17 protein-coding genes are annotated in these 17,679 nt (G+C 72.6%); 14 read left to right on the top strand and 3 right to left on the bottom strand.

Annotation, left to right across the window (positions count from 1 at the left end; all coding sequences use genetic code 11):
* The first annotated feature begins 50 nt into the window (after positions 1 to 50).
* The 3 genes from ACI1MP_RS17670 to ACI1MP_RS17660 all read left to right on the top strand — a co-directional run bounded on the left by ACI1MP_RS17670 (position 51) and on the right by ACI1MP_RS17660 (position 2,168).
* Positions 51 to 635 (top strand): FABP family protein, encoded by a 585-nt coding sequence (locus ACI1MP_RS17670; RefSeq protein ID WP_043915577.1) that lies wholly within the window; start codon positions 51 to 53, stop codon positions 633 to 635.
* 85 nt (positions 636 to 720) lie between these two features.
* On the top strand, positions 721 to 1,167 hold the full coding sequence (locus ACI1MP_RS17665) for a Fur family transcriptional regulator (protein ID WP_043915578.1): 447 nt from the start codon (positions 721 to 723) through the stop codon (positions 1,165 to 1,167).
* A gap of 44 nt (positions 1,168 to 1,211) precedes the next feature.
* Positions 1,212 to 2,168, top strand: coding sequence for a folate-binding protein YgfZ (locus tag ACI1MP_RS17660; RefSeq protein ID WP_100587591.1), 957 nt, complete (start codon positions 1,212 to 1,214; stop codon positions 2,166 to 2,168).
* Positions 2,169 to 2,175: 7 nt separating this feature from the next.
* On the opposite strand, the gene dtd is transcribed toward ACI1MP_RS17660, so the two are convergent.
* The gene (dtd, locus tag ACI1MP_RS17655) at positions 2,176 to 2,607 is read right to left on the bottom strand and encodes a D-aminoacyl-tRNA deacylase (protein ID WP_035872970.1); all 432 of its coding nucleotides are present in this window, start codon (positions 2,605 to 2,607) and stop codon (positions 2,176 to 2,178) included.
* A 347-nt stretch (positions 2,608 to 2,954) separates the two neighbouring features.
* Between dtd and ACI1MP_RS17650 the strand changes: the two genes are divergently transcribed.
* The 3 genes from ACI1MP_RS17650 to ACI1MP_RS17640 all read left to right on the top strand — a co-directional run bounded on the left by ACI1MP_RS17650 (position 2,955) and on the right by ACI1MP_RS17640 (position 4,790).
* Positions 2,955 to 3,473: an ABC transporter substrate-binding protein gene (locus ACI1MP_RS17650; protein ID WP_100587590.1), complete on the top strand. Its 519-nt coding sequence runs from the start codon at positions 2,955 to 2,957 to the stop codon at positions 3,471 to 3,473.
* A 52-nt stretch (positions 3,474 to 3,525) separates the two neighbouring features.
* Positions 3,526 to 4,476 carry an asparaginase gene (locus ACI1MP_RS17645; RefSeq protein WP_380339738.1) on the top strand — a complete coding sequence of 317 codons (951 nt, stop codon included), beginning with the start codon at positions 3,526 to 3,528 and terminating at the stop codon, positions 4,474 to 4,476.
* Between the two features lie 98 nt (positions 4,477 to 4,574).
* Complete coding sequence (locus tag ACI1MP_RS17640; protein ID WP_043915581.1) at positions 4,575 to 4,790, top strand: dodecin; 216 nt, start codon at positions 4,575 to 4,577, stop codon at positions 4,788 to 4,790.
* A gap of 89 nt (positions 4,791 to 4,879) precedes the next feature.
* On the opposite strand, the gene ACI1MP_RS17635 is transcribed toward ACI1MP_RS17640, so the two are convergent.
* Positions 4,880 to 5,371, bottom strand: coding sequence for an inorganic diphosphatase (locus ACI1MP_RS17635; protein ID WP_100587648.1), 492 nt, complete (start codon positions 5,369 to 5,371; stop codon positions 4,880 to 4,882).
* 77 nt (positions 5,372 to 5,448) lie between these two features.
* Between ACI1MP_RS17635 and dacB the strand changes: the two genes are divergently transcribed.
* From dacB to folE, 6 genes are all read left to right on the top strand, one after another.
* Positions 5,449 to 6,957 (top strand): D-alanyl-D-alanine carboxypeptidase/D-alanyl-D-alanine-endopeptidase, encoded by a 1,509-nt coding sequence (gene dacB / locus ACI1MP_RS17630; protein WP_404869005.1) that lies wholly within the window; start codon positions 5,449 to 5,451, stop codon positions 6,955 to 6,957.
* A gap of 114 nt (positions 6,958 to 7,071) precedes the next feature.
* Positions 7,072 to 8,199 carry a zinc-dependent metalloprotease gene (locus ACI1MP_RS17625; RefSeq protein WP_198520559.1) on the top strand — a complete coding sequence of 376 codons (1,128 nt, stop codon included), beginning with the start codon at positions 7,072 to 7,074 and terminating at the stop codon, positions 8,197 to 8,199.
* A 233-nt stretch (positions 8,200 to 8,432) separates the two neighbouring features.
* Complete coding sequence (tilS, locus tag ACI1MP_RS17620) at positions 8,433 to 9,575, top strand: tRNA lysidine(34) synthetase TilS (RefSeq protein WP_380339744.1); 1,143 nt, start codon at positions 8,433 to 8,435, stop codon at positions 9,573 to 9,575.
* 63 nt (positions 9,576 to 9,638) lie between these two features.
* A complete protein-coding gene (gene hpt / locus ACI1MP_RS17615) occupies positions 9,639 to 10,193 on the top strand; it encodes a hypoxanthine phosphoribosyltransferase (protein WP_043915585.1) in 555 nt (184 codons plus the stop codon).
* Positions 10,194 to 10,414: 221 nt separating this feature from the next.
* Positions 10,415 to 12,457 carry an ATP-dependent zinc metalloprotease FtsH gene (ftsH, locus tag ACI1MP_RS17610; protein ID WP_100587587.1) on the top strand — a complete coding sequence of 681 codons (2,043 nt, stop codon included), beginning with the start codon at positions 10,415 to 10,417 and terminating at the stop codon, positions 12,455 to 12,457.
* Between the two features lie 113 nt (positions 12,458 to 12,570).
* Entirely contained in the window at positions 12,571 to 13,176 is a 606-nt protein-coding gene (gene folE / locus ACI1MP_RS17605; protein ID WP_043915587.1) for a GTP cyclohydrolase I FolE, read from the top strand.
* A gap of 23 nt (positions 13,177 to 13,199) precedes the next feature.
* On the opposite strand, the gene ACI1MP_RS17600 is transcribed toward folE, so the two are convergent.
* Positions 13,200 to 14,384, bottom strand: a complete 1,185-nt coding sequence (locus ACI1MP_RS17600; protein WP_380339752.1) for an alpha/beta hydrolase — start codon at positions 14,382 to 14,384, stop codon at positions 13,200 to 13,202.
* 392 nt (positions 14,385 to 14,776) lie between these two features.
* On the opposite strand from ACI1MP_RS17600, the gene ACI1MP_RS17595 reads away from it, so the two are divergent.
* Together ACI1MP_RS17595 and folP are read left to right on the top strand one after the other, a co-directional pair.
* Positions 14,777 to 16,609, top strand: a complete 1,833-nt coding sequence (locus ACI1MP_RS17595; protein WP_363476235.1) for a phosphatidylglycerol lysyltransferase domain-containing protein — start codon at positions 14,777 to 14,779, stop codon at positions 16,607 to 16,609.
* A gap of 202 nt (positions 16,610 to 16,811) precedes the next feature.
* Positions 16,812 to 17,678, top strand: coding sequence for a dihydropteroate synthase (folP, locus tag ACI1MP_RS17590; RefSeq protein WP_198520554.1), 867 nt, complete (start codon positions 16,812 to 16,814; stop codon positions 17,676 to 17,678).
* Position 17,679: the final 1 nt, after the last annotated feature.

The raw sequence follows: 17,679 nt of genomic DNA, 5'->3' as shown, positions 1-17,679 counted from the left end.
CACTGCCGTACGGTTGAGCCGGTAACCGTCCGACGACAGCAGCCAGGACCATGATCGAGATTCCTTCCGACCTCCACCGGGACGTCGTCCCGCTCGCCTTCCTCCTCGGTACCTGGGAGGGCGCGGGCGTGCACGACTTCCCCGGCAGCGAGAAGTGCAACTTCGGCCAGGAGATCGTCTTCCGCCACGACGGACGACCCTTCCTGGAGTTCCGCTCCCGTACCTGGGTGCTGGACGAGCAGGGCGAGAAGGTTCGCCCGCTGGAGATGGAGCACGCCTTCTGGCGGGTGACCAGCAACCAGCACGGCACCAGCGGCGAGCGCGAGATCGAGGTCTCCTCGGTGCGCGACGACGGCACTGTGGAGATCTGGTACGGCAAGCTGCACGACGGCAAGCCGCAGATCGACCTGGCCACCGACGCGGTCGCCCGGATCGAGGGCGCGGCCCCGTACAGCGGCGGCAAGCGCCTGTTCGGCCTGGTGAAGGACGAGCTGCTGTGGGTCGGCGAGAAGGCCGCCCCCGAGGTGCCGCTGCGGCCGTACATGTCGGCGCAGCTGAAGAAGGTGCTCAACCCGGCGCAGCTGATCAAGGACGTCAACGACCTCCCGGACGACGGGATCGCGTTCTTCCGCTGAGCGGACGAGCGTTGCCGAGTGGGGGACCGACCGGGCGGTCGGTCCCTACACTGGTCGGCACGACCTCTCGACGGGCAGGGACATCGTGGCGAACACCGACACCACCGACTGGAAGGCCGACCTGCGCGAGCGCGGCTACCGGTTGACCCCGCAGCGCCAGCTGGTGCTGGAGGCCGTCGACGTGCTCGACCACGCCACCCCCGACGAGATCCTGGTACAGGTCCGCCGCACCGCCAGCGGCGTCAACATCTCCACCGTGTACCGGACGCTGGAGCTCCTGGAGGAGCTCGGCCTGGTCTCGCACGCCCACCTCGGGCACGGTGCGCCGACCTACCACCTGGCGGGCCGGCACACCCACCTGCACCTGGTCTGCCGGGACTGCGACCAGGTCACCGAGACCGACACCGCGATCGCCGCGCCGCTGATCGACAGCCTGCGCACCGAGCACGGCTTCGACACCGACCTGAAGCACTTCGCCATCTTCGGCCGCTGCGCGGACTGCACCGCCAAGGCGGCGGACGGCCGGTCGTAGACCGCGGCCCCTGGACCGGTGCCGCCGGTCGTAAGCTGGCCGGTATGAAGAGCCCGCTGCTTGCGCTGCCCGGCGCCGTCGCCGCCGAAGGTCCCGACGAGGGGGTCGCCGCCCACTACGGCGACCTGTTCCGCGAGCAGCGCGAACTCGCCGCCGGTCGCGGTTTCACCGATCTGTCGCACCGTGGCGTGATCACCGTGACCGGCCCGGACCGGCTGAGCTGGCTGCACCTGCTGCTCACCCAGCACGTCAGCGACCTGCCGCCGCAGCAGGCCACCGAGGCGCTGGTGCTTTCCCCGCACGGGCACGTCGAGCACGCGCTCTACCTGGTCGACGACGGCGCCACCACCTGGATCCACGTCGAGCCCGGTACGGCGCCCGCGCTGGTGAAGTACCTGGAGTCGATGAAGTTCTGGAACCGGGCCGAGGTCGCCGACGCCACCGCCGACTGGGCCGTGGTGTTCCTGCCGGCCGGCTCCACCACCCCCGCCGACCGGGCCGCCGCGGTGCGGGAGCTCCCGTGGGGCCGTGACCTGTTTCTGCCGCGCGCCGAACTCGCCGAGGCCGCCGCCGAGTTCGGCCCGGCCGCGGGCGTCTGGGCGTACGAGGCGCTGCGGATCGAGGGGCACCGGCCGCGGCTCGGCTTCGAGACCGACCACCGCACCATTCCGCACGAGGTGGACTGGCTGGGCAGCGCGGTGCACCTGAACAAGGGCTGCTACCGCGGCCAGGAGACCGTCGCCCGGGTGCACAACCTCGGGCGCCCGCCGCGTCGGCTGGTCTTCCTGCACCTGGACGGCACCGAGGAGAAGCTGCCCGCGCACGGCGCCGAGGTCCGGGTCGACGGCCAGGAGCGGCCGGTCGGCTTCGTCACCTCCGCCGCCCGCCACCACGAGCTCGGCCCGGTCGCGCTGGCCCTGGTCAAGCGCAACACCCCGGTCGACGCGGTGCTGCTGGCCGACGGCGTGCCCGGCAGCCAGGACGTGATCGTCCCCGCCTGAGCGGCTCTCAGACCTCCAGCAGGACGGTGAACGGCCCGTCGTTCACCAGCGACACCTTCATGTCGGCGCCGAACCGCCCGGTCTCCACCTTCGCGCCCAGCGCGCGGAGTTCGGCCACCACGGCGTCCACCAGCGGTTCGGCGACCGGGCCGGGGGCGGCGGCGTTCCAGGTGGGGCGGCGGCCCTTGCGGGCGTCGCCGTAGAGGGTGAACTGGCTGATCACCAGCAGCGGGGCGCCGAGCTCCGAGCAGGACTGCTCGGGGCTGCCGGGGAACAGCCGCAGCGTCCACAGCTTGCGGGCCAGTTGGGCGGCCTGGGCCGGGGTGTCCTCGTGGGTGGCGCCGACCAGGACGCACAGGCCGGGCCCCTCGATCGCGCCGACCGTCTCGCCGTCCACCGTCACGGCCGCCTCGGCGACCCGTTGCACCACTGCTCGCATGCCGCCCATTGTGCCCGCACGTCCGCGCCGGGGGCGCACACCTCCGGGTTGCGCGCGGGGGTCGCACATGATGCGCCCCGATCGGTGCAGGTGAACCCGTGGCGGGGATTCTTCGTACTAGCCAGGGGTGTTCGCCAGGGGGCCGTTCGGGTACTCGGGCGTGCGGGGCCGGGGCCCGGGGTGGCACGCTGTCCGACGGCCCGGGGCCATCCGGGCCCCGAGGGGGCGCCCGCCGTCCCGGCGAACCGCGTCACCCGCACGAGTGGCATCGCCCGCCGGGGGGAACCCCGGGAGACGGGCGGCCGTGCCATCGGCGGGCCCAGGTACTACGGCAGGTGGTCGGATTGATGGACGTGAGCGCGGTCGACGAACTGGCCGGCCTGGCCCTGGAAGACCTGCGGGTGCTCCGCCGGGACGCCCTGGAGCAGGAGGCCGACCTGTCGTACCTGCGCCGCCTGCTGCACGGCCGGATGGACATCCTGCGGGCCGAACTGGAGCGCCGGGAGGTCCCGCTGGCCGGCGCCAGCGAGGCGCAGTGCGCGCTGCTCGACCGGCTGCCCGCCATCCTGGCGGACGCCCCGTCCGCCACCCGACGCCCGGCCCGGCACCTGACCCTCGGCCCGCCGCGCGGCGAGCGCTACCGGCTGGAGGCGGACGCCCTGATGGGCGACGTGCAACTGGCCGACCTCGGCGCGCACGCCACCGCCGACCTGCTGGCCGCCGTCGAACGGCTGGCCGAGCACGAGCGCGAGGTGTCCGGGCGCCGCCAGACGCTCCAGCGCACCGCGGACGACTGCGGCGCGGAGATCACCCGCAGGTACCGTGAAGGGGAGGCCCGGGTCGAGGACCTGCTCGGCGGGAGCTGAGCGGGCGGACGCGGGCCGCATCCACCCTCACCGCATTCCTGGAGACCCGCCCGTGTCGCAGTCAGCCCTGCCCGCCCTCGCCGAGGTCATACGCTCCGGCTTCGTCGAGGGCCGCCACCGCGGTTCGCTGGTCCTGCTCGACGCCGACGGCACCGTCGCGTACGCGCTGGGAACCCCCGAGCAGCCGGTCTACCCGCGCTCCGCCGCCAAGCCGTTCCAGGCGCTCGCCACCCTGCGGGCCGGCCTGGCGCTGCGCGGCGAACAGCTCGCGCTGGCCGCCTCCAGCCACTCCGCGGAGCCCTTCCACCGGGCCGCGGTCCGCCGGATGCTGGCCGACGCAGGCCTCACCGAGGCCGCCCTGCGCACCCCCGCCGAGCTGCCGCTGGACCAGGTCGAGGCCGAGGAGCTGCTGCGCTCCGGCGGGGAGCCGGCGCCGATCCTGATGGACTGCTCCGGCAAGCACGCCGGCTGGCTGGCCGCCTGCGCCGCCAACGGCTGGGACCTGGAGAGCTACCTCGACCCCGAGCACCCGATCCAGCGGCTGGCCCGCACCGCCCTGGAGGAGGCCGTCGGCGAGTCGGCCGCGCACACCGGCACCGACGGCTGCGGCGCCCCGCTGCTGGCCGTCCCGCTGACCGGCCTGGCCCGCGCCTACCGGGCCCTGGTGCTGGCCGAGCCGGGCACCGAGCAGCGCCGGGTCGCCGACGCCATGCGCGCCCACCCCGAGTACGTGGCCGGCACCCGCCGGGCCGACACCTGGCTGATGCGGGCGGTGCCCGGCGCGCTGTCCAAGATGGGCGCGGAGGCCGTCCAGGTGGTGGCGCTGGCCGACGGCCGGGCCCTGGCGTTCAAGATCGAGGACGGCGCGGAGCGCGCCCGCGGCCCGGTGCTGGCCGCCGCGCTGCGCCGGCTGGGCGTCCAGGACCCGGTGCTGGAGCGGATCGCGTCCTCCCCACTGCACGGCGGCGGCCAGGTGGTCGGCGAGGTCCGCGCGGCGTTCTGACGCCCCGTCGGGCGAAGCCGGGATGCCCGGCCCGGCGCCCTGGTGCACGGTGGACGGCGGGGGAGCGTCCGCCACCGCCGCACCAGGGAGTACTAGCCATGTCCGACCACACCTACCGGGTCACCGAGATCGTCGGCTCCTCGCACGAGGGCGTGGACGCCGCCATCCGCAACGGCATCGCCCGCGCCGACCGGACCCTGCGCCACCTCGACTGGTTCGAGGTGGTCCAGGTCCGCGGACACATCGAGAACGGGACGGTGAAGCACTTCCAGGTCGGCCTGAAGGTCGGGTTCCGGCTCGACGACGGCGACTGACCGGCCGTCGCGGAACGTGCGAGGGGCGGGAGTCCGGTTCGGACTCCCGCCCCTCGCACGGGTGCTGCCGCCCCGGAGGGCGGGACGGCTCAGTGGCCGCCCTGCTCCTGCAGGCGCTTGATCGAGGCCTCGACCTCGGCCTCGGCCTCGGCCCGGCCGACCCAGTCGGCGCCCTGGACGGACTTGCCGGGCTCCAGGTCCTTGTAGACCTCGAAGAAGTGCTGGATCTCCAGGCGGTCGAACTCCGACACGTCCTGGATGTCCTGCAGGTGCGACCAGCGCGGGTCGGTCGCCGGGACGCACAGCAGCTTGTCGTCGCCGCCGGCCTCGTCGGTCATCTGGAACATGCCGATGGCACGGCACTTGATCAGGCAGCCGGGGAAGGTCGGCTCGTCCAGGATGACCAGCGCGTCCAGCGGGTCGCCGTCGTCCGCGAGGGTGCCCTCGACGTAGCCGTAGTCGGCCGGGTAGCGGGTCGAGGTGAAGAGCATGCGGTCCAGGCGGAGGCGACCGGTCTCATGGTCGACCTCGTACTTGTTGCGCGAGCCCTTCGGGATCTCGATCAGGACGTCGAACTCCAACGGTTCCTCCAAGGGTTGGGACTGACAGAATCCAAGTGTCTCCTACGGCAGGGAGTGCTCGGGAAAGGGGCCGGTCGGTGAGATCAGGGGCAGGGGCGGGACGCGGGCGCAGAACGGCGCTCGTCGGGGTTCTGGGGGCGGCGCTGGCCGCGGGGGTGCTGACCGTCGCCGACCCGGCGCTGGCCCAGCCCTCGCCGGGCGCGGGCCGCCCGGACGGGCACAGCAGCAAGCGCGCCGACGACGGGCACCACCAGGGCGGCGGCGGGAACGGCAACGGCCAGCAGGAGCGGCGCGGCAACCGGCACCGGGCGGTGCCGGTCAAGGGGCCGGTGCTGTCCGCGGGGGACGCCAAGGACAGCCACGCGCCGACCGGCACCGGGCTGCGCAGCGCGCTCGGCGCCACCCTGCAGGACAAGTCGCTCGGGACGCTGAACTACGCGGTCGCCGACGCCGCCACCGGCGAGTTCCTGGTCGGCGCGAACGAGAACACCCCGGCGACGCCCGCCTCCACCACCAAGCTGGCCACCGCGGTCGCCGCGCTGTCCCTGCTGCCGGCCGGCCACCGGATCGCCACCACCGTGGTGCAGGGCGCCGCCCCCGGCGAGATCACCCTGGTCGGCGGCGGCGACCCCACGGTGACCGCGCTGCCCGTCGACCAGATCCGGATCGGCGGCGCCCCCGTGGACGTGGACAGCGCGCCCGCCTCGATGGCCGACCTGGCCCGCCGCACCGCCGCCGCGCTGAAGGCCGCCGGCACCACGGGCGTCAAGCTGTCCTACGACACCTCGCTGTACAGCGGCCCGCTGCTGCACAAGGAGCACGACGGGACGAACATCGGCGCGGTCACCCCGCTGATGGTCGACGAGGGCCGGATCGACCCGCGCTCGCCCGACGAGGCCCCGGCCCGGGTGTTCGACCCGCCCGGGCAGGCCGCCGAGTCCTTCGCCGCCTTCCTGAAGGCCGAGGGCATCACCGTCCAGAACAAGGCCGCCCAGGCCACCGCCCCCGCCGGGGCGAAGGAGCTGGCCCGGGTGGAGTCGCCGGAGATCGGGCGGCTGGTGGAGCGGATGCTCACCACCTCCGACAACCAGCTCGCCGAGGCGGTCGCCCGGCAGGTCGCGCTCGCCGTCAAGCAGCCCGCGAGCTTCGAGGGCGGGGCGGCCGCCGTCACCGCCGAGCTGACCAAGGTCGGCGTGCCGATGAACGGCGTGGTGCTCACCGACGGCAGCGGCCTGGCGTCGGCCAACCTGATCCCGCCGCTCACCCTGGTGAAGCTGCTCGGCCAGGCGGCCTCCCCGCAGCACCCGGAGCTGCGCCCGGTGATCACCGGCCTGCCGATCGCCGGCTTCACCGGAACCCTGGTCAGCCGGTTCGGCGCGAAGTCCGGGGCCGGTGACGCGGCCGGCATCGTGCGCGCCAAGACCGGCTCGCTGTCGAACGTCAACACGCTGGCCGGCACCGTCGTCGACAGCGACGGGCGGGTGCTGGTGTTCGCCCTGATGACCCGGACCACCAGTCCCGACCCGTTCCCGACCCGCGCCGCGATCGACCGGATCGTCGCGAAGATCGCCGCCTGCGGCTGCTGACGCCCCGTCGGTCCGCCGACCCCGGGTCAGCGGACCGGCCGCCGCCGTTGTCTCCCCCGGGCGGGGGCGAGCACGTACGGTGAGGGCATGACGAGCGCGAACAGCGGTGCGGAGATGGTCGACTGGGATCTCGCGGTGGCGACCGCGGTGCGCCTGGCCCGGCCCGGGCCCCGGGTCGGCCGGGAGGAGGCCCGCACGGTGGTCTCCGAACTGCGCCGGCACGCCGTCGAGGCCGAGCGGCACGTCCGCGAGTTCACCCGGATGGGGACGGGTGAGGACACACCCGGGACCCCCGTCCTGGTGGTCGACCGGCCCGGCTGGGTGCGGGCCAACGTGGCGGGCTTCCGCACCGTGGTCCGCCCGCTGACCGACCGGCTGGCGGCCCGCCGCCCGGACGGCACGGGCGTGGCGGCGGCCGGCTCGGTGGGCGCCAAGGCCACCGGTGTGGAGGTCGGCGCGGTGCTGGCGTTCCTGTCGGGGAAGGTGCTCGGCCAGTACGAGACCTTCGCCCCGGCCCAGCTGCCCACCGCCCCGGACAGCCCCGAGGGCCTGTTCGACCAGCCGCGCCGGGGCCTGGCGACGCCGCCCGGGCGGCTGCTGCTGGTGGCACCGAACATCGTCCAGGTGGAGCGCGAACTCGACGTCGCCCCGCACGACTTCCGGCTCTGGGTGTGCCTGCACGAGGAGACCCACCGCACCCAGTTCACCGCGGTGCCCTGGCTGCGCGACCACATCCAGTCCGAGGTGCAGGAGTTCCTGGCGCAGACCGACGTCGACCCCTCGGCGCTGCTGGACCGGCTGCGCGAGGCGCTCGGCGGCCTGCCGGGCTTCGGCGGCCGCGGCAACGGCTCCACCGCGGCCGGCCTCGCCGACCTGGTGCAGACGCCCGCGCAGCGGGAGATCCTGGCCCGGCTGACCGCCGTGATGTCGCTGCTGGAGGGCCACGCCGACGTGGTGATGGACGGCGTCGGCCCGGCGGTGGTGCCCTCGGTGGCGGAGATCCGGGAGAAGTTCCAGCGCCGCCGCGACCGCGGCAGCGGCCGGCTCGACCTGGTGCTGCGCCGGCTGCTCGGCATGGACGCCAAGCTGCGCCAGTACCAGGACGGCGCGGTGTTCGTGCGCGGCGTGGTGGAGCGGGTCGGGATGGACGGCTTCAACCGGGTGTGGACCTCGCCGAACACGCTGCCCACCAAGGACGAGATCCACGACCCCGCGTCCTGGGTGGCCCGGGTGGTCGGCTGAGCCCGCCGCCCGGGCGGGCGGCGGGTGCGGCCCGCGGTGGACGGTCAACCGGGCGAGTCGTTCACCTGGCGGCAGCCGTAACGTTTCTCCATTCACCCGTACGTGGGACCGTGGATCCGCCGTTGGCGCGGGGGGCGTGGGCGGTGGCCGGATTCTGCGACCATCTGTGAGCGCCTGGTGACCGAGAGCTGACAGGCGGCCGACGTACCTCCCTCCGCCAAGGAGTGCCAACCATGGGTCCACACCCCGCTGTCGCGGCGATACGCCTCGCCGTCCGCCGTACCCTCGCCGAGCTCGCCGCCGAGGCGGGCGTCACCCCGAGTGAGCCGGTGCGCGCCCGCACCGCCCCGCCGGCCCAGGCCGCGCCGTTGCCCGCGCTGGCCACCACCGCGACGGTGCCCGGCACGCTGATCGGCAACGCCCGCCGCCACCCCTCCGGCCTGCCCCGCACCCCGGCCGCCCCCGGCTCCCCGCTGGTGCTGGTCGCGGTCTCCGGCGGCGCGGACTCGATGGCCCTGGCCACCGCCACCGCCTTCGAGGCCCCCAAGCTCGGTCTGCGGGTCGGCGCCGTCACCGTCGACCACGGCCTGCAGGACGGCTCCGCCGAGCGCGCCGAACAGGTCGCCGTCCGGCTGCGCGAGCTCGGCCTGGACCCGGTGGAGGCGGTCGCGGTGCACGTCGGCCGCGGGGGCGGCCCGGAGAACGCCGCCCGGGAGGCCCGCTACGCCGCGCTGGACTCGGCCGCCGAACGCCACGACGCGCTCGCCGTGCTGCTCGGCCACACCCGCGACGACCAGGCGGAGACGGTGCTGCTCGGCCTGGCCCGCGGCTCCGGCGCCCGTTCGCTGGCCGGCATGCCCGCGCAGAAGGGCCGCTACCGCCGCCCGCTGCTGGAGCTCGACCGGGCCGCCACCCGGCAGGCCTGCACCGCGCAGTCCATCCCGGTCTGGGACGACCCGCACAACGCCGACCCGGCCTACACCCGCTCCCGGGTCCGCCACGAGGTGCTGCCGGTGCTGGAGAAGCACCTCGGCGGCGGCGTGGTGGAGGCGCTGGCCCGCACCGCCCGGCTGTTCCGCGACGACGCCGACGCACTGGACCAGTGGGCCGCCCTCGCCGAGCGCGACCTGCACGGCCCGGACGGGGCACTCGACGTCGGCAAGCTCTCCGAACTGCCCCCCGCGGTGCGCCGCCGGGTGCTGCGCCGGGCCGCGCTGCGCGCGGGCTCCCCGGCCGGCGACCTGTTCGCCCGCCACCTGGAAACCGTGGATCTGCTGGTCACCGGCTGGCGCGGCCAGGGCCCCCTGCACCTACCCGGGGGCGTCGAAGCCGTGCGTCGGTGTGGCACGCTGGTGTTTCGGCGGCAGGGCGACTGAGCTGACACGAGTCGTACCGCCGCTGCCGAACCCAGACCCCGAACGTTTGAGGACGTATCCCCGGTGGACCAGAACGACATGGGCGCAGACCTCGCGAAGGTGCTCATCAGCAAGGACGAGATCGACGCCAAGCTGGTGGAGCTGGCCGCGCGGATCGACCAGGACTACGCCGGGAAGGACCTCCTGCTGGTCGGTGTCCTCAAGGGCGCCGTGATGGTGATGGCCGACCTGGCCCGGACCCTGCACAGCCAGGTGACCATGGACTGGATGGCGGTCTCCTCGTACGGCATGGGCACCAAGTCCTCGGGCGTGGTGCGCATCCTGAAGGACCTGGACACCGACATCGCCGGCCGTGACGTGCTGATCGTCGAGGACATCATCGACTCCGGTCTGACGCTGTCCTGGCTGCTCGGCAACCTCGGTTCGCGCGGCCCGGCCTCGCTGAAGGTGTGCACCCTGCTGCGCAAGCCGGACGCCGCCAAGGTGGAGATCGACGTCGAGTACGTCGGTTTCGACATCCCCAACGAGTTCGTGGTCGGTTACGGCCTGGACTACGCGGAGAAGCTGCGCAACCTGCCGTTCATCGGCACCCTGGCCCCGCACGTCTACGGGGGCTGAACCGTTCGGGCGACGGGTGGGAACAGTGCCCTGTTCCCGCCCGTTGTGCGGGGGTAGGAAAATAGGCTGCACCGTGGTGTGATCCCGTCGTGAGCGGGGGCCGCTGCGGTACGGTCCAATCAAACGCTCGTCTTACGAGCACATATCGGATGCGCCGCGGCCCACGGCCGACCAGCGCCCGTTGAATGGCAGGAGGGACGGGGCGGTGACGCCCCGCATGGATGGACGTCAAGCGATACTTCCGTGCGCCGATCATGTGGGTCGTGCTGGCCGCCCTCGCCGTGTTCGCGCTGATGGAGCTCGTCTCGGACTCGAGCGGCTACAAGACGGCGGACACCGGTCAGGTCATCAGCGCGATCGACAACAACCAGGTGAAGTCGGCGCAGCTCACCACCGGTGACTCGAACCTCATCAAGATCCAGCTGCAGGACGGCCAGAAGCTGAAGCCGGGCGCCAACGGCAAGGCGCCGTCCGGCACCCGCTTCCAGGCCTCCTACACCGGCGACCAGCAGGCCGCCGATCTGGCCAAGAACCTTCAGACCAAGTACGCCGGCGGGCAGATCCCGGACGGTTACACCGTCAGCCCCGAGAAGCAGTCGACCTTCGTCAGCCTGCTCTTCTCGATGCTGCCGATCGTGATCATCGTCGTGGTCTTCCTGTTCCTGATGAATCAGATGCAGGGCGGCGGCTCCCGGGTCATGCAGTTCGGCAAGTCCAAGGCCAAGCTGCTCACCAAGGACACCCCGAAGACCACCTTCGCGGACGTCGCGGGCGCCGACGAGGCCGTCGAGGAACTCCACGAGATCAAGGAGTTCCTGCAGGAGCCGGCCAAGTTCCAGGCGGTCGGCGCGAAGATCCCCAAGGGTGTGCTGCTGTACGGCCCGCCCGGTACCGGCAAGACCCTGCTGGCCCGCGCCGTCGCGGGCGAGGCGGGCGTCCCGTTCTACTCGATCTCCGGCTCGGACTTCGTCGAGATGTTCGTCGGCGTCGGCGCCAGCCGGGTCCGCGACCTGTTCGAGCAGGCCAAGGCCAACGCCCCGGCGATCATCTTCGTCGACGAGATCGACGCCGTCGGCCGGCACCGCGGTGCGGGCCTCGGCGGCGGCCACGACGAGCGCGAGCAGACCCTCAACCAGCTGCTGGTCGAGATGGACGGCTTCGACGTCAAGGGCGGCGTCATCCTGATCGCCGCCACCAACCGCCCCGACATCCTGGACCCGGCGCTGCTGCGCCCCGGTCGCTTCGACCGGCAGATCGCCGTCGACCGCCCGGACCTCCAGGGCCGACTGGACATCCTCAAGGTGCACCAGAAGGGCAAGCCGATCGCGCCGGACGTCGACCTGTCGGCCGTCGCCAAGCGCACCCCCGGCTTCACCGGCGCCGACCTGTCGAACGTGCTGAACGAGGCCGCGCTGCTCACCGCGCGTTCCGACAAGAAGCTGATCGACAACCTGATGCTGGACGAGGCGATCGACCGCGTCGTGGCCGGTCCGCAGAAGCGCTCGCGGATCATGTCCGACAAGGAGAAGAAGATCACCGCGTACCACGAGGGCGGACACGCCCTGGTCGCGGCGGCCTGCAACTACTCCGACCCGGTGCACAAGATCACCATCCTGTCCCGGGGCCGCGCGCTCGGCTACACCATGGTGCTGCCGGACGAGGACAAGTACTCGACCACCCGCAACGAGATGCTCGACCAGCTCGCCTACATGCTGGGCGGCCGGGCGGCGGAGGAACTGGTCTTCCACGACCCGACCACCGGCGCCTCGAACGACATCGAGAAGGCCACCGCCACCGCGCGGGCCATGGTCACCCAGTACGGCATGAGCGAGCGCCTGGGCGCGATCAAGTTCGGCTCCTCCGACTCCGAGCCCTTCCTGGGCCGCGAGATGGCCCACCAGCGCGACTACTCCGAGGAGGTCGCCGGGCTGGTGGACGAGGAGGTCAAGAACCTGATCGAGACCGCGCACAACGAGGCCTGGGAGATCCTGGTCGAGAACCGCGACGTGCTCGACAACCTGGTCCTCGAACTGCTGGAGAAGGAGACGCTGAACAAGGAGCAGATCGCCGAGGTCTTCGCTCCGGTCATCAAGCGTCCCCCGCGTCCGGCGTGGACCGGCTCGGCCCGCCGCACCCCGTCCACCCGGCCGCCGGTGCAGTCGCCGAAGGAGCTGGCGCTGACCAACGGCGCCGTCTCCGGCACCGACAGCCCGGTCGACACCGTGAAGCTCCCGCCGGCCGACGGCGGCCAGGTCGAGAGCTGACCTGACGAGCACCTGTTCGGAATGGATGCCGCGTTTCCGGGGTTTGTACCCTGGAGGCGCGGCATTCGTGCTGCACGGACACTGTTTCCCCTTTGACGAGCAGCGAGGCACGCATGATCGATCCGGTGACGCTCGACGGTGAGTTCCCCGTCGGCGAGTTCGACCAGAAGCGGGCCGAGAACGCCGTCCGCGAACTGCTCATCGCCGTCGGCGAGGACCCGGACCGCGAGGGCCTGCTGGAGACCCCGGCCCGGGTCGCGCGCGCCTACCGGGAGATATTCGCGGGCCTGTGGCAGCAGCCGGAGGACGTGCTGACCACCACCTTCGACCTCGGCCACGACGAGATGGTGCTGGTCAAGGACATCGAGGTGTTCTCCACCTGCGAGCACCACCTGGTCCCGTTCCGCGGCGTCGCGCACGTCGGCTACATCCCCGCGACGACCGGCAAGATCACCGGCCTGTCGAAGCTGGCCCGGCTGGTCGACGTGTTCGCCCGCCGCCCGCAGGTGCAGGAGCGGCTCACCAGCCAGGTCGCGGACGCGCTGATGCGGATCCTGGAGCCGCGCGGCGCCATCGTGGTGATCGAGTGCGAGCACATGTGCATGTCGATGCGCGGCATCCGCAAGCCCGGCGCCACCACCGTCACCTCGGCGGTCCGCGGCCAGCTGCGCGACCCCGCCACCCGGGCCGAGGCGATGAGCCTCATCATCGGCCGCTGATCGCCCCAGGGGGTGCGCCTCCGTCAGGGCCGCGGTTCGCGGTCCTGCGGGGGCGCGAGGTGGTCGCTGAGCCACTCCAGGGTGGCCGGCAGTTCGCGGCGCCAGGTCTCGAAGGAGTGGCCGCCGTCCGGCAGCAGCAGTGAGTCCACCAGGAACTCGGGGTGGTCGTCGGAGGCCTGCTTGGCGGCGCCGAGGAACTTCTCGGTCGCCGGGTAGTCGTCCTCGGCGTGGGTGGAGACCACCAGCAGGGCCGCGGACGGCGCCGGCAGGTTCTTCAGCCGCCAGTTCAGGTCGGACCGGTGGGCGGCTTCCGCATCGCCGCCGAACAGGTCGCCGTCGGTCCAGCGGTCGTTCGGCACGGTGTAGTCGGGGTGCATCCCGGCCGCGTTCCGGTACGCCTCGGGGTGGCGCATCGCCAGGCGCAGCGCGCAGGACCCGCCGGTGGAGTAGCCGAACACGCCCCAGGACTCCGCGGTCCGGCCGACCCGGTACGCGGAGCGCAGCGCGGTCGGCACGTCCTTGACGAACCAGGTCTCGGTCTTCGGCCCGCCCGCGACGTCCACGCACTCGGTGTCGCGCGGCGGGGCGACGGTGGGGCGGGCCATCACGATCACGGTGGGGGCCATCTGACCGGTGCGCTGCAGTTCGGCGGCGGTCTGCGGCAGCTCCAGCTCCTCGACCAGGTTCAGCGTGGGACCGGGGTAGCCGGCCAGCGCGACCAGCACCGGGAAGTGCTGGCGGTTGTAGCGGGGATTGAAGTACTCGGGTGGCAGGTAGACGAACATCTGATCGGACAGGCCCGACTCGGGGCCGGTCACCCTCACCGAGTCGACCCGGCCGACCTGTTCGGGCGGGCCGGGCGGCAGCACGTCCTTGACCGTCTCCAGCCCGCCGTCGGTGGTCGGCTGCACCAGCTTGTCGCTCTCCGGGGCGGCGCCGGGCGTGCGCCCGGAGGTGAGCGCCAGCGGGGCGGCCTTGCCGGGGCGCAGCAGGTCGTCCCAGGAGGTGTAGAAGCCGTAGGCGTTGTTCACCGACAGCAACAGCACCGACAGCGCCGCCACCTGAGTCACCGTCAGCAGGCCGAGTCGCCCCAGCACCGGCAGTGGCCGCTGCCGCGACAGCCGCGGCCACAGCCAGAGGGTGGCGACCAGGGCCGCCGCCCCCACGACGATCAGCAGGTACACCAGTGTTCCGCTGGTCAGTTCCATGCGTTCCGGCCCTCCTCGACTCCCGCTCGTTCAACCTTGTCTGACGGACCGTCGGGTGCCAGTGGGGGTAGTCTGACCGAGCGTCGGAAACCAGTACGAACGGGCGACTGCGCGAACGGGAACCGTCGCCCTAGAATGCGGCGTCCACGGGTAGGAATCGCGCCGAACCGCCGAGCCGGCGGCCACAGGTGCGGCATCGGTGGTACCCGCGGTGTCCCCCGGTCCGATGAGTGCAGCCGTTCGAGTTGCGCCTCGGGCGGGCCCCTTTCATCCGTCCGGTGGACCCCTCTTGACGTGCGGATTGCCAGAAAAAGGAACAGTCATGAAGGTTCATCACAACCCGGCTCCCGGGGTGCGCGAGCAGCGCCCGGGTGCCTCTAGGCTGGGTTCCCATGAGCGCTCCCGTGTCCGCTGAGACCACGTCCGACCAGCCCCGCCGGCGGGGATTGCAGGCGCTCCGGTCCCAGGCGTCCGCCGTACCGCGGCAGTGGCTGCCGGGCGTGGTCGGGTACGCCTGCCTGGCGATCGGGCTGATCGACATCACCTCGGCGGTCTTCCCTCGCTTCCGGGCCACCCGGATGCACACCTGGGCCGGCCAGCTGCCCGGCGGCACCACCACGCTCGCCGCCGCCGGCACCCTGATGGTCGGCATGCTGCTGGTGCTGCTCGCGCACGCGCTGCGCCGCCGCAAGCGGCGCGCCTGGCGCGCCGTGTGCGTGCTGCTGCCGGTCGGCGCCGCGCTCCACATGCTGCGCTGGCACCAGTTCGTGCAGGCCGCGATCTCGCTGGCGCTGTTCGCGGTGATGCTGATCCACCAGCGCGAGTTCTACGCCAAGGCCGACCCGCGCACCCGCTGGCGCGCGGTGCTCAACTTCGTCGTGCTCGCCGTCGTCTCGGTGCTGATCGGCTTGGCCGTCGTCTCCGTCCGGTGGAAGTACGAGGTCGGCGACCCGTCGCTGTACCAGCGGCTGGAGCACGTCGGCTACGGCCTGTTCGGCTTCGAGGGCCCGATCCACTACACCAGCGACCGGATCAGCGACCTGGTCGGCTACTCGCTCGGCGCGCTCGGCCTGGTCACCGCGCTCACCACCGCCTACCTGGCGCTGCGCCCCGAGAAGCCCGAGCCCGAGCTCACCCCCGAGGACGAGCTCAAGGTCCGCGAACTGCTCGCCCGGCACGGCAAGCGCGACTCGCTCGGTTACTTCGCGCTGCGCCGCGACAAGAGCGTGCTGTTCTCGCCCACCGGCAAGGCCGCGATCTCCTACCGGGTGGTCTCCGGCGTGATGCTCGCCTCCGGCGACCCGGTCGGCGACGTCGAGGCCTGGCCCGGCGCGATCAAGGTCTTCATGACCACCGCCCGCGAACACGCCTGGGCGCCCGCCGTCATGGGCTGCTCCGAGGTCGGCGGCGAGGTCTGGACCCGCGAGGCCCACCTGGACGCGCTCGAACTCGGCGACGAGGCCATCGTCGACACCTCCACCTTCTCGCTCTCCGGCCGCGCCATGCGCAACGTCCGCCAGATGGTCAAGCGGATCGAGCGCAACGGCTACTCCTGCAAGGTCCGCCGGGTCGGCGACCTCACCCTGGAGGAGAAGCGCCAGATCGCCGACGCCGCGGCCCGCTGGCGCGGCACCGACACCGAACGCGGCTTCTCGATGGCCCTCGGCCGCTTCGGCGACGTCGGCGACGACGAGTGCGTGGTCGTCACGGCGCACAAGGCCCCCGAGGAGGGCGAGAGCGGCGACGACCTCAAGGCGGTGCTGCACTTCGTCCCCTGGGGCGACGACGGCATCTCGCTGGAACTGATGCGCCGCGACCGGGAGGCCGACCCCGGCCTCAACGAACTGCTGATCGTCGCCGCCCTCCAGGAGGTCGGCGCGATGGGCATCCGGCGGGTCTCGCTCAACTTCGCGATGTTCCGCTCGGCGCTCGCCCGCGGCGAGCGGATCGGTGCCGGACCGGTGCTGCGGGCCTGGCGCGGACTGCTGGTCTTCCTGTCCCGCTGGTTCCAGATCGAGTCGCTGTACAAGTTCAACGCGAAGTTCCAGCCCACCTGGGAGCCCCGCTTCCTGGTCTACCAGCACACCCGCGACCTCCCGCGGATCGGCTTCGCCGCGATGCAGGCCGAGGCGTTCATCACCCTGGGCATGCCGCGCTTCGGCCGCAAGCGCCAGCGCCAGGGGCTCATGCCGGAGGCTCCGGCGCAGCTCAGCAAGGCCGCGTAGCGGAGGAGAGGGCAAGAAGACAGGGGCGCGGGGAACTGCGCGAGCAAGGAGTGCACGTCCGCCAGGTCGCGATCAAGGGCAAGTCATTGTCCTGCGTCGCGATCTTGCGGGTGGATGCCTTCCGCTTCGCGCAGTTCCCCGCGCCCCTGGTGGTGCTCTTCCCGGTGGTGCTCTCCCCGGGTGCCCCCCCTCAGCGTCGATAATGGGTCGTATGAGCGAAAACCTCCCTGGCCTGCCCGTCCTCGACCGTTGTGCGGTGATGGGGGTGGTGAACGTCACGCCGGACTCGTTCTCGGACGGTGGGATGTGGCTGGATCCGGCGAAGGCGATCGCGCACGGGCTGGAGCTGGTGGCGCAGGGGGCGGACCTGGTCGACGTGGGTGGGGAGTCGACGCGGCCGGGGGCGTTGCGGGTGACGGAGGAGGAGGAGCTGCGCCGGGTGGTGCCGGTGGTGACGGAGCTGGCCCGGGCGGGGGTGGTGGTCTCGGTGGACACCATGCGGGCGGCCGTGGCCCGGGCCGCCGTGCAGGCCGGCGCGAAGATCGTCAACGACGTGTCCGGAGGACTCGCGGACGCGGGGATGGCGAAGGTGGTCGCCGACACCGGCGCGCCGTTCGTGGTGATGCACTGGCGCGGGCAGTCGGCGGACATGTACGCGCAGGCGGTGTACGACGACGTGGTCGCGGACGTGGTGCGGGAGCTGTCCGACCGGGTGGAGGACCTGCTCGCGGCGGGGGTGAAGGAGGATCAGCTGATCCTGGACCCGGGCCTGGGCTTCGCCAAGACCAGCGCGCACAACTGGGCGCTGCTGGGCCGGCTGGACGCGCTGACGGCGCTCGGGCGGCCGGTGCTGGTCGCGGCTTCGCGCAAGCGCTTCCTGGGTACGCTGCTGGCCAACCCGGAAACCGGGGAGCTGCGCCCGGCGCGGCAGCGGGACGACGCCACGGCGGCGGTCTCGGTGCTGTCGGCGAAGGCGGGCGCCTGGGCGGTCCGGGTCCATGACGTGTCGGGCACGGCTGACGCCGTACGAGTCGTCGCGGCCTGGGAGCAGGCGGAGCAGAGGGGGTAGG

Origin of the sequence: Kitasatospora griseola (assembly GCF_044999035.1) — a bacterium.
GTDB classification, from domain to species: Bacteria; Actinomycetota; Actinomycetes; order Streptomycetales; family Streptomycetaceae; genus Kitasatospora; species Kitasatospora griseola.
This window is presented reverse-complemented; position numbering and strand designations above follow the sequence as displayed.

Bases quoted from the DNA above. Each gene is read 5' to 3' on its own strand.
- ACI1MP_RS17600 (WP_380339752.1), bottom strand. From the start codon at position 14,384: ATGGAACTGACCAGCGGAACACTGGTGTACCTGCTGATCGTCGTGGGG.
- dtd (WP_035872970.1), bottom strand. From the start codon at position 2,607: ATGCGAGCAGTGGTGCAACGGGTCGCCGAGGCGGCCGTGACGGTGGAC.
- ACI1MP_RS17625 (WP_198520559.1), top strand. From the start codon at position 7,072: ATGGTCGACTGGGATCTCGCGGTGGCGACCGCGGTGCGCCTGGCCCGG.
- ACI1MP_RS17660 (WP_100587591.1), top strand. From the start codon at position 1,212: ATGAAGAGCCCGCTGCTTGCGCTGCCCGGCGCCGTCGCCGCCGAAGGT.
- ftsH (WP_100587587.1), top strand. From the start codon at position 10,415: ATGGACGTCAAGCGATACTTCCGTGCGCCGATCATGTGGGTCGTGCTG.
- tilS (WP_380339744.1), top strand. From the start codon at position 8,433: ATGGGTCCACACCCCGCTGTCGCGGCGATACGCCTCGCCGTCCGCCGT.
- ACI1MP_RS17650 (WP_100587590.1), top strand. From the start codon at position 2,955: ATGGACGTGAGCGCGGTCGACGAACTGGCCGGCCTGGCCCTGGAAGAC.
- ACI1MP_RS17640 (WP_043915581.1), top strand. From the start codon at position 4,575: ATGTCCGACCACACCTACCGGGTCACCGAGATCGTCGGCTCCTCGCAC.
- folE (WP_043915587.1), top strand. From the start codon at position 12,571: ATGATCGATCCGGTGACGCTCGACGGTGAGTTCCCCGTCGGCGAGTTC.
- ACI1MP_RS17595 (WP_363476235.1), top strand. From the start codon at position 14,777: ATGAGCGCTCCCGTGTCCGCTGAGACCACGTCCGACCAGCCCCGCCGG.
- ACI1MP_RS17670 (WP_043915577.1), top strand. From the start codon at position 51: ATGATCGAGATTCCTTCCGACCTCCACCGGGACGTCGTCCCGCTCGCC.
- folP (WP_198520554.1), top strand. From the start codon at position 16,812: ATGGGTCGTATGAGCGAAAACCTCCCTGGCCTGCCCGTCCTCGACCGT.